This is a genomic window from Brevundimonas diminuta ATCC 11568 (assembly GCF_000204035.1).
Classification (GTDB): Bacteria; Pseudomonadota; Alphaproteobacteria; order Caulobacterales; family Caulobacteraceae; genus Brevundimonas; species Brevundimonas diminuta.
In genome coordinates this window covers 378,337-387,942 of record NZ_GL883084.1, presented here as the reverse complement: position 1 = coordinate 387,942, position 9,606 = coordinate 378,337, and the positions used below count along the sequence as shown (strand labels likewise).

11 protein-coding genes and 1 riboswitch are annotated in these 9,606 nt (G+C 63.6%); of the genes, 5 read left to right on the top strand and 6 right to left on the bottom strand.

Annotation, left to right across the window (positions count from 1 at the left end):
• Window positions 1-149: 149 nt before the first annotated feature.
• The 3 genes from BDIM_RS01960 to BDIM_RS01950 are packed head-to-tail and all read right to left on the bottom strand — an operon-like array spanning window position 150 to window position 1,905.
• The gene (locus BDIM_RS01960) at window positions 150-695 is read right to left on the bottom strand and encodes a hypothetical protein (RefSeq protein ID WP_003163883.1); all 546 of its coding nucleotides are present in this window, start codon (window positions 693-695) and stop codon (window positions 150-152) included.
• Between the two features lie 21 nt (window positions 696-716).
• Entirely contained in the window at window positions 717-1,100 is a 384-nt protein-coding gene (locus BDIM_RS01955; RefSeq protein WP_003163882.1) for a hypothetical protein, read from the bottom strand.
• Window positions 1,101-1,146: 46 nt separating this feature from the next.
• The gene (locus tag BDIM_RS01950) at window positions 1,147-1,905 is read right to left on the bottom strand and encodes a ribonuclease T2 family protein (RefSeq protein ID WP_040344564.1); all 759 of its coding nucleotides are present in this window, start codon (window positions 1,903-1,905) and stop codon (window positions 1,147-1,149) included.
• Window positions 1,906-1,998: 93 nt separating this feature from the next.
• Here BDIM_RS01950 and BDIM_RS01945 point away from each other — a divergent pair, with 93 nt between their 5' ends.
• Window positions 1,999-2,283, top strand: a complete 285-nt coding sequence (locus BDIM_RS01945) for a hypothetical protein (protein WP_003163879.1) — start codon at window positions 1,999-2,001, stop codon at window positions 2,281-2,283.
• Between the two features lie 54 nt (window positions 2,284-2,337).
• On the opposite strand, the gene BDIM_RS01940 is transcribed toward BDIM_RS01945, so the two are convergent.
• The 3 genes from BDIM_RS01940 to BDIM_RS01930 form a co-directional block, all read right to left on the bottom strand.
• Window positions 2,338-3,684 carry a Gfo/Idh/MocA family protein gene (locus BDIM_RS01940; RefSeq protein WP_003163878.1) on the bottom strand — a complete coding sequence of 449 codons (1,347 nt, stop codon included), beginning with the start codon at window positions 3,682-3,684 and terminating at the stop codon, window positions 2,338-2,340.
• A 70-nt stretch (window positions 3,685-3,754) separates the two neighbouring features.
• On the bottom strand, window positions 3,755-4,417 hold the full coding sequence (gene cuyB, locus BDIM_RS01935) for a cysteate racemase (RefSeq protein WP_003163877.1): 663 nt from the start codon (window positions 4,415-4,417) through the stop codon (window positions 3,755-3,757).
• A gap of 223 nt (window positions 4,418-4,640) precedes the next feature.
• Window positions 4,641-5,093 carry a GNAT family N-acetyltransferase gene (locus BDIM_RS01930; RefSeq protein WP_003163876.1) on the bottom strand — a complete coding sequence of 151 codons (453 nt, stop codon included), beginning with the start codon at window positions 5,091-5,093 and terminating at the stop codon, window positions 4,641-4,643.
• Window positions 5,094-5,149: 56 nt separating this feature from the next.
• Window positions 5,150-5,259, top strand: a riboswitch (TPP riboswitch).
• 69 nt (window positions 5,260-5,328) lie between these two features.
• On the opposite strand from BDIM_RS01930, the gene thiC reads away from it, so the two are divergent.
• The 4 genes from thiC to BDIM_RS17770 all read left to right on the top strand — a co-directional run.
• On the top strand, window positions 5,329-7,236 hold the full coding sequence (gene thiC / locus BDIM_RS01925) for a phosphomethylpyrimidine synthase ThiC (RefSeq protein WP_003163872.1): 1,908 nt from the start codon (window positions 5,329-5,331) through the stop codon (window positions 7,234-7,236).
• Between the two features lie 61 nt (window positions 7,237-7,297).
• Entirely contained in the window at window positions 7,298-8,419 is a 1,122-nt protein-coding gene (locus BDIM_RS16960) for an AAA family ATPase (protein WP_081461812.1), read from the top strand.
• A 3-nt stretch (window positions 8,420-8,422) separates the two neighbouring features.
• On the top strand, window positions 8,423-9,169 hold the full coding sequence (locus BDIM_RS17350) for a hypothetical protein (RefSeq protein WP_143276798.1): 747 nt from the start codon (window positions 8,423-8,425) through the stop codon (window positions 9,167-9,169).
• Window positions 9,170-9,259: 90 nt separating this feature from the next.
• A partial coding sequence (locus BDIM_RS17770) for a hypothetical protein (protein WP_040344562.1) occupies window positions 9,260-9,606 on the top strand: 347 nt, incomplete at its 3' end.

Genomic DNA, 9,606 nt, shown 5'->3' with positions numbered 1-9,606 from the left:
TGGTGACGCCGCCCGCCGCGTCCCAACCGGACGCCCCGGCCCAGGTCGAAGGCCCGCCGCCGACCCAGGCGCGTCCGGCTCAGACCGATCCCAACGCTCCCATCGTCACCCGGCCCCAGAAGCTGGACTGATCTGGCGGCCGAACTGACCTAGCGCGCTAGCGGCGGCGTCTTCTGCTCGGCCAGCGGCGGCACGCGGGTGTCGCGGCGCACGCTGTCGGGCATGAAGCCGGGATCAAAGGCGCCGCGCGTCATCCCTGCGTCGATCTGAATGTACTGGGTCCCGTAGATCTGCGGCCGTCCCGTCGCCTGCAGATAGCGGTCCAGACTCGCCGCAGCGATCCAGGCGGCGTCTTGATGACCTTGCGCCAGGGCAGCGGTCGCCAGCACATGGGCTTTCAGGATGTCGTCCGCCTCACGACTGTGGTGGAAGATAAAAGCCGCTCGGTAGTAGTCGGGGTCGGATCGGACCTCGCCACGGCCCAGCATCGCCTTGGTCTCGGCCAGGCGTTCGGCGTCGGCCATGGCTTCCAGCAGGTCGAGATGATTGTCCTTGCGCGCCTTCTGGTCGGCGTTGAACAGGGCGGTCAGCGCCGGATTGTCGGCTCGGGCCGCTGGCGGATCGTCAGCGCGACCCTGAGAACCGCAGCCGGAAAGAAGCAGCGCCGCTGCCAGTAGTGCGATCAGGCGTTTCATGCCCCTGGATAAGGGGAACGGTCACGCTTGGCGCAAGGGAAGGTAACCGCGTTCCACCATGCGGCGCAGGGCGTCATAGGCCTCAGCCAGCTCGTCATAGGCGGTGCGGGCGGCGGTCAGGCGGGCCACCTGGTCGGGGGTGGCCGGAGCGCCGGATTCGGCCAGACGCACGGCCTCGGCGCCCCAGCGCGCCCGCGCCTGGGCCGTCAGCACGGCCAGCTTCTGAAAGGCGCCGACGTCCACCTGGGCGAGGGCGTGGCCGATCAGTTCGCGGTTGGCGACATAGGCGGCGTAGTCGATCTGCTCCAGCAAACCGCGCAGACGGCGCTGCTCCTGCGGCTCCATGTCCTCGGGCTGGAAATGGTCGCTGGAACGACGGCGGGACTGGGTCAGCATGGTCGACATGACGGCCTCGGACGAAACAGCAACCCGCAGCCTGACCCTGTTCTGGTTAACCGGTCGTTTGCACGCCGCCAGGAACCCCTTTCGGGGCCAGCTTCAGCCGCTCGCGGTCCGGGGCGCCCAGGCCGCGCGGGCAGCGCATCGGCCGATAGTCCTTGGAGTAGCAGAGCCGCGCCTCGCGGAACCAGCCGTCAGTGGTGGCGATGAACACCCCGTCGCGCGGGAAGCCCGGATTGGCGGCGACGAAGGCGTCGCGGATCGCCCCGGCGGTCAGGCGCTGGGCGGGGATGGCCTCCAGATCGGGCTTGTTCAGCCCGTCCCACATCTTTGCCGCCTGCTCGAAATAGGCCTCGGGGCTGTCCCAGCCGCAGGTGCCGTGCGCCGCCCATTCATGTTGTTGCAGGCTGGGCGAGGGGATCATGCAGAAATGTTCGCGTACCGTCTCGACCGGAATGGCCGGGCCGGGGGCGGCGCAATAGCGCGGGTGCTTGTCAGCGGCGCCGTTGGGCCACAGCCCGTGCAGGGTCAGGCCGAACTGATTGGCCGCGCACTGATAGCGTTCGTCGGGATAGTCCTTGCCGCTGCGGCACGCCTGGGGCGACCAGCTGACCGCCAGCATGTTGAAGGCGACCGGCACGTCGGCCGCCACCTCGTCCTGCGGAATGCGATAGGGGCGGGCGGGGCGCAGGTCGTCCGGCACGTCGCAGACGGCGCCCGCGACCTCGGCTAGCTCCGGCGCCGCTTCCGTCGACACGGTGCAGGCGGTCAGCAGGACCATCAGGGCGGCGGAGGCGAAAAGGGTGCGCATGGCGGTCTCGTAAACCCTGCGTGATCGGCGGCCAAGGCGGAACCGGCGCACGGCCCCGCTCATTGAAAGCGTAAGCATAAGAGGATGAGGCCCATGCCCGATCAAGACGCCTTTGAAGCCGCCCTGGAGGAAGCCATCGCCCTGTTCGAGCAGGGCGAGAACATGAACCAGGCCCGTTTCGACGAGCTGATCGCCGAACTGGAGGCCCGTCGTCCCGCCCTTCACGCCGTACCCGAGGACGACCCGCGCGCCGAACGCGCGCGCGCGCTTGAGCGCCGCGCTGACGAACTGGAGCACCGCGCCGCCCAGGGCCACGGCCAGATGGACGAGGTCAACAGCCTGCTGTCGCCGCTGATGGGCAGGAAGTCGGAGAACTGACCTCTGCTCGGTCACCCTCGGGCTTGTCCCGAGGGTGACGGGGCGGGAGAGGCCTCAATACACGCCGTCGAAGCCGAAGATCGGCTTGCGTTCGCGCCACGCCCCGCGCGTGAAGTCGGGGAAGTCCACCGTGCGATTGCCCTCGGCGATCGACTGTTCCGACAGGGGGGTGATCGCGCTCCAGCTCACGGCGTCATAGATGTCCAACGGCATCGCCGCCTTGGCCTTCAGCGCCTCGACGAAGGCGTGGATGACGAAGAAGTCCATGCCGCCGTGCCCCGACCCGGCCGCCGTGTCCGCGTGGGTCTTCCACAGCGGGTGGTCGTATTGCTCGAACCAGGCCTCCTGCGCCTCCCACTGGTGCTCGGGGCTGCGGCCCTCGATGTGGACCGACTTGTTCAAATCCATCCAGAGCCCCTTCACCCCCTGCACCCGGAAGCCCAGCGAATAGGGCCGCGGCAGATTGGTGTCGTGCTGCAGCAGGATGGTCTCGCCGTTGGCGCAGCCGATCGAGGTCGTCACCACATCGCCCAGCTTGAACTGCACCTGGGCGTTCGGATGATCGGCCCCGCCGTTGTCGACCACATAGGCGTGCAGCCCCCGCGCCTTGGAGGCATAGGCCGTCAGCGTCGTCATCCGGTTGCCCCGGTTCAGGTCGATCCAGTTGGCGATCGGCCCGATGCCGTGCGACGGGTAAAGCTCCCCGTTGCGGTTGACCGAATGCCAGGTGCGCCAGCGCGCCTCGGACCAGCCCTTCGGCCCGAACTCGACCCCGCCGCCATAGGGCTGCTGCGGATCGCCGCTGTTGAACTTCACCGCACGCAGGTCGTGCTGATAGCCGCCCTGCAGGTGGACCAACTCGCCGAACAGCCCGGCGCGCACCATGTTCAGCACCGCCAGCACGTCGCGGCGATAGCAGACGTTCTCCAGCACCATATAGGGCGTGCCGGTCCGCTCGTGCGCCTCCAGCACGTCCCAGTGATCCTGAAGGCTGACGCCCGCCACCACCTCGCAGCCGACCGGGATCTTGGCCTCCATCGCCGCGATGGCCATGGGGGCGTGCCATTCCCACGGGGTGGCGATGATGACGGCGTCCAGCCCCGGATGGGCCAGCAGGTCGCGATAGGCCCGGTCCGGCGCCCCTTCATAGGCGCGCGGCGCAGGCTTCCCGGCGGCGGCGATCATCCCCTTGGCCCGCGCGATCATCAGCGGTTCGATGTCGCACAGGGCGACGATGTCCACATCGGCCCGCTTCAGCAGGATGGACATCAGGCTCTGCGCCCTCAGCCCCGTGCCGATGATCCCGATCTGCAAACGGTCGTTCCGCGCCAGGGCCGGTCCGGCCAGGGTCGAGGCGGCGACGGCGGCGGACGAAGCGGCGATGAAGGCGCGGCGATCCATGATGAAGGCTCCTGCTGAAACGGCGTCGCCTTCCGCTTAGGCCAAGCCGGGCGCCTCGCCTAGCGGCCGGTCAGCGGCACGCCGCCACGCAGGCCCGCGCCAGCACCTCGGCCGAGTCGATCAGCGGCGCGTCCACGTCGCCCTGATCCAGCAGCAGCGGAACCTCGGTGCAGCCGCCTATCACCGCCTCGGCGCCCGCCGCGATCAGCGCCTTCGCCAAATCGCGCATGGCCGCGCGCTGGTCAGGTCCGACGTCGCCCGCCTTGACCCCGAACACCACCTGCATGAACCGTTCGCGCTCGGCGAGGGAGGGGGCGACCATCTCCAGCCCTTCGGCGGCCAGAGCCTCGGCGTACAGCAAGGCGGCGCCCGGGGTGGCTAGCACCCCGACCCGCCGCGCCCCGGTCGCGCCCGCCGCCTTCGCGGTTTCGGCGATCATGTCGATGAAGGGCAGGCCCGCCGCGCGGATGGCGCCCGCATGGGCGTGGGCCGTGTTGCATGGCATGGCCAGCACCTGCGCGCCCGCCGCCTTCAGCGCCCGCGCCATCTCGCCCAGCGTCCGGCCCGCCGCCTCGGGCTGAGTATGGCGATTGGGCACCTGGGGGTTGATGTCGGCGATGACGCGCACATGGTCTTCGTCCGCCCCGGCCGGCGTCAGCGCCTGCACCCGCGCCAGAAAGGCTGTTGTCGCGGCGGGCCCCATGCCGCCCAGAACGCCCAGTACGCGCGCCATGTTTACGATCCTGCTGAACCGCCGCGCGCCAAGTAAACCGGGCGCAGCGGGAAAAACGATTATTGTTCGACAAAGAGCGTTAACACGCGAAAATCAGCGGAACCAACATCGCGGCCGGGGATTGTGCAATCGGACACGTCGGACGCCCCCCCAACCCCGACGAAGTCTGCGGCGGCCCGGCCTTAACGCCCCCCGACTGAGAAGCCGGGCCGCCCCCTCTCCCTCAATCCAGCTTCAGTTCCATGTCCCAGCGATCCATGCCGGGCGCATAACCGTCAGGCGTGACCTTCACCGTCTTGAAGCCGAAGCGGGCGTAGAAGCTGTGAGTGTGCGGGCCGGTGTCCAGCACCACGCGTCGGACGCCCGGCGTCGCCCGCGCCGCCGCCAGCCGCGCCTCGGTCAGCGCACGGCCCAGACCCTGGCCGTGCAGGGCGTTCCCCACCATGCCCCAGCACATCGCCACGCTGCTGCCGTCCGGCTGGACGGCATGGCCGCCGCAGGCGACGATCTGATCGTCGCGCTCGATCACTAGGTAAGGCCAATGCAGGGCCTGGTCGTCCAGCCAGGCGACAAATCCCTCGCGCTCGCTCTCATCGAAGAAGCGCGGCATATTGCCGTCGAACAGAACCAGGCAGGCCTCACGATCCTCGGCGCGATAGGGGCGGATGGTCAACATGTCCCGATCCCTAGCACGCCCGCGGCTTGACCCGCCGTGCAAACGGGCTAGGGTCGCGCCGTTCTCCGGGGGGTCGCAATCGAGCGGCTGAGATTGAGGTTTCTCCTCTGACCCGTCGAACCTGATCCGGGTCATGCCGGCGAAGGGACGAGTTCACCGCTTTCGACGCCCGAAGTCCGGCGTAGGGGGCGCTCCTACCGCGCCGGCGGACCTCTTCTCGCAGGAGGCCGCCACAATGAATATCCACGTTTCCAACGAACAGCCGCACGAGCCGCAGGTCGATCTGGCCCTCGCCGACGCCCGCAAGGAAGTCGCCGCCGAGCATGGCCGCATCCCCACCGGCCCCCGCGCGGGCGGTCAGAAGGTCTATGTGGCGGGCGAGCTCTTCCCTGACATCCGCGTCCCTTTCCGCGAGGTCGCCGTCCACCCGTCCGCCAATGAGCCGCCGGTGACGATGTACGACTCGTCGGGCCCCTACACCGACCCCTCCGTGACCATCGACATCAAGAAGGGCCTGCCCCGCGTGAAGTCGTCGTGGCAGTTGGATCGCGGCGACATCGCCCCCGTCCTGAACCCGCGAGAGGTCAAGCCCGAGGACAACGGCCACGCCAGCGGCAAGCACCTCGCCCCCCGCTTCGACGTCTCCAACCACCGCGTGTTCAAGGGCGTCGAGGGCCGCCCCGTCACCCAGTATGAATACGCCAGGGCCGGGATCATCACGCCCGAGATGGAATACGTCGCCATCCGCGAGAACCTGCGCCGCGAACAGACCGCGCCCTGCATCCGCGACGGCGAAGACTTCGGCGCCTCGATCCCCGACTTCGTCACCCCCGAGTTCGTCCGGCAAGAGATCGCGCGCGGCCGCGCCATCATCCCGCACAACATCAACCACCCCGAAGTCGAGCCGATGATCATCGGCCGCAACTTCCTGGTGAAGATCAACGCCAACATCGGCAACTCGGCCGTCCTCTCCAGCGTCGATGACGAGGTGGACAAGCTGGTCTGGGCCACCCGCTGGGGCGCCGACAACGTCATGGACCTGTCGACGGGCCGCAACATCCACAACATCCGCGACTGGATCATCCGCAACAGCTCCGTGCCGATCGGCACCGTCCCCATCTATCAGGCGCTGGAGAAGGTGAACGGCGTCGCCGAAGACCTGACGTGGGAAGTCTTCCGCGACACCCTGATCGAGCAGGCGGAACAGGGTGTGGACTACTTCACCATCCACGCGGGGGTGCGCCTGCCCTTCGTGCCGATGACGGCCAAACGCGTGACAGGCATCGTCTCGCGCGGCGGCTCCATCATGGCCAAGTGGTGCCTGGCCCACCACAAGGAGAGCTTCCTCTACGAGCACTTCGAGGACATCTGCGACATCATGCGCGCCTATGATGTCAGCTTCTCGCTGGGCGACGGCCTGCGCCCCGGCTCCATCGCCGACGCCAACGACGAGGCCCAGTTCGCCGAGCTGCGCACCCTCGGCGAACTGACCAAGATCGCCTGGGCCAAGGGCTGTCAGGTCATGATCGAAGGCCCCGGCCACGTGCCGATGCACAAGATCAAGGCCAACATGGATGAGCAGCTCAAGCACTGCCACGAGGCGCCCTTCTATACGCTTGGCCCGCTGACCACCGACATCGCCCCCGGCTATGACCACATCACCTCGGCCATCGGCGCGGCCATGATCGGCTGGTTCGGCACGGCCATGCTCTGCTACGTCACGCCCAAGGAGCATCTGGGCCTGCCCGACCGTCAGGACGTCAAGGACGGCGTCATCACCTACAAGATCGCCGCCCACGCCGCCGACCTGGCCAAGGGCCACCCTGGCGCCCGCGCCCACGACGACGCCCTCTCCAGAGCCCGCTTCGAGTTCCGTTGGGAGGACCAGTTCAACCTCTCCCTGGACCCCGAGACCGCCCGCAAATTCCACGATGAGACCCTGCCGAAGGAGGCGCACAAGACCGCCCACTTCTGCTCCATGTGCGGCCCCAAGTTCTGCAGCATGAAGATCAGCCAGGACATCCGCGACGCCGCCAAGGCCCAGAACGACGCGGGCGCCAGCCTGACGGACGCCGAGGCGGGCATGGCCGAGATGAGCGCGAAGTTCAGGGCCGGGGGCGGGGAGATCGAGGTGAAGGTGTGAGAGGCTGGCCAGCTCAGCTTTCTCGCATTATGAATTGTGTGCAATTGGTGAGGGATTTGAAATGTTTATTAAGCGATTTGAGGTCGGCGGGCTTTGGGGGCAAGAGGGTGTGATTTCGTCCAGTCTCAATGAGAGGCTGAACATATTTACCGGGCGAAATGGATCGGGGAAAACTACAGTTCTAAAGTTACTGTGGTATATAGTCAGCGGGAATATTGCGCAGGCACGTCGAGAAATCGATTACGACTATGTTTTTATTGAGACGAACTGCTATACTATTAGGGCTATAAAAAAGAGCAAGACTGAGACTGTTGTTGAGTTAACGCGCGACGGCATAACTCGTGTCATGGAAGATGAGGAGGATGACGACGGCGACATTGTATTCGATGCGGAAATGGTCGCCAAGAACATATTGGAAGACATTGACAGGTCTCTATTTTTTCCGACGTTTCGGCGGATTGAGGGTGGCTTTGCGACCGAAAATTCCTCTGGCAGGGGGGGGCTTTCAAACCCATTCCTTAACAGGTCTGCAAAAGCAAAGAGCAATCTAGAAGAAGCGCTTTCTAATGTTTCTGAGTCTCTAAGTAACGAAGAGCACACATTTGTTTCTTCGATATCTACTACAGATATTTCTGCGCTTTTGTTTAAGCAATATACCGAAATGTCTGAGCTGTCTAGTAACTATCAACGTATGGTATCGCAAGAAGTTATAGATGATATCAGAAAATTTGAGGATCAATCTGAGAAGGGTCGGACGGCGGAGTCTGTTCTAAAGGAGGTTAAGGTAAAGATTGAATCTATAGATGCTGATAGGGAGCGTACTTTTGCGCCATTTGATGCAATTCAAAAGACGGTAACGAGCGTTCTTAAGCATTCCGGTATTTCTTTAACAGGACGTATTAGTTTTGGTGATGCTGCAAATGCGATAAATTCTACGTCGCTTTCGGCAGGCGAAAAGCAACTACTAAGTTTCATATGTTACAATGCATTCTACAGGGATGCAGTAATTTTTATCGATGAACCTGAGCTGAGTCTACATGTGGATTGGCAGCGTACATTATTTGAAATACTTGAATCTCAAGGCACTTCTAATCAGTTCATAGTAGCTACCCATTCCCCGTTTATATATAGCCGTTATGGCGAGCATGAGATCGTTCTGAATCCAGATCGTGGTGAAGATTGAGATATGTCATCTCTTTCTATTGATGAAGTTATAGGAACTATACGCCGATCAAGCCTGCCTACCGTCATTACGGAAGGGAAAGACGACTATTTTATATATAGGCGCGTCGAGGCAATGGTGAGTGATAGTGGGGCATCATTTTTTCCCGTGGGGGGCAGGGCAACAGTTTTAGAGATTTTCCGACGGCGCGCGGAGATGGCTGGAGGGAAGGTTGCTTTTATCATTGATCTCGATATGTGGGCTCTTTCAGAGCCGCCTGAAGAGTTTGTATCACCATGGTTAGCAACGACTTTCGGCTACTCAATAGAAAATGACCTTTACATAGATGGTGAATTAGAGCGTCTTTTGCACGGGGAAGAAGTTGGTCGATTTAGGCGTGACTTGTCTCAATTGTGTAATTGGTTTGCTCGTGAAGTCGATTTGTATAGTCAGGGCCAGTCGCACCTAGTAGACATGCATGTTGATCGTATATTAGATCGAGATGGAAATATTATTACGGATATTGAATCGAGCAGGCTTATTTCTACAAGAAGTTCTGCGACTTATGAGAAGGTTTGTGCGAGGTACCAACATCTTATCCGAGGGAAAACTCTTCTAAGCCTGTTGCTGCGACATCTATCGTATCCAGGACGAGGCGCTAGGCACAATGATCGATCCCTGATGGAAGTTGCCGCTATTGCAGACGGCGCTCTGATGAAGGCCCTGGCTGAGCGGGTCCGACAAGCGCTAGCTGAGCCAATGGTTCCATAGGTAGAGGTCAGCGTTCAGGATTTCCTTCCTCCCGTCCGACCCTGACGCACCCGCCCTTCATCCTCCGCCTTTCAGGCAGGAGGCGGCGCGATGGACGATCAGGCTTCGGGCGGGCGGGAGAAGGATTGGCCCGAGAAACACTGGCATGAGGAGGCGCCGCGCATCATCGCCTCCGGCCGGTGGGAGCAGGACGAGTACGGCGACACCACCTACATCCCCGACCATGTGCGGCCCTCGACCGCCGAGCGGGCTGAGACAGCTGACGCCCCGCGCGGCCATTATTACGAAGACCCGGCGGCGCGGGAGGGCTATCGCGTCCGCTCCGAGGCGGTCTGGGTGGCGGCGCGGCGCGACTATCTGGCCGGGGATACGGCCGAGGCCGTCTGCGACCGCTATGGGCTGAAGCTGGGGACGCTGCGGTCCGCGCCGCGCGCGAG

Coding starts and splice junctions, on each gene's coding strand:
- BDIM_RS01960 (WP_003163883.1), bottom strand. CDS start 695: ATGAAACGCCTGATCGCACTACTGGCAGCGGCGCTGCTTCTTTCCGGC.
- BDIM_RS01945 (WP_003163879.1), top strand. CDS start 1,999: ATGCCCGATCAAGACGCCTTTGAAGCCGCCCTGGAGGAAGCCATCGCC.
- BDIM_RS16960 (WP_081461812.1), top strand. CDS start 7,298: ATGTTTATTAAGCGATTTGAGGTCGGCGGGCTTTGGGGGCAAGAGGGT.
- cuyB (WP_003163877.1), bottom strand. CDS start 4,417: ATGGCGCGCGTACTGGGCGTTCTGGGCGGCATGGGGCCCGCCGCGACA.
- BDIM_RS01940 (WP_003163878.1), bottom strand. CDS start 3,684: ATGGATCGCCGCGCCTTCATCGCCGCTTCGTCCGCCGCCGTCGCCGCC.
- BDIM_RS01930 (WP_003163876.1), bottom strand. CDS start 5,093: ATGTTGACCATCCGCCCCTATCGCGCCGAGGATCGTGAGGCCTGCCTG.
- BDIM_RS17350 (WP_143276798.1), top strand. CDS start 8,423: ATGTCATCTCTTTCTATTGATGAAGTTATAGGAACTATACGCCGATCA.
- thiC (WP_003163872.1), top strand. CDS start 5,329: ATGAATATCCACGTTTCCAACGAACAGCCGCACGAGCCGCAGGTCGAT.
- BDIM_RS01955 (WP_003163882.1), bottom strand. CDS start 1,100: ATGTCGACCATGCTGACCCAGTCCCGCCGTCGTTCCAGCGACCATTTC.
- BDIM_RS01950 (WP_040344564.1), bottom strand. CDS start 1,905: ATGCGCACCCTTTTCGCCTCCGCCGCCCTGATGGTCCTGCTGACCGCC.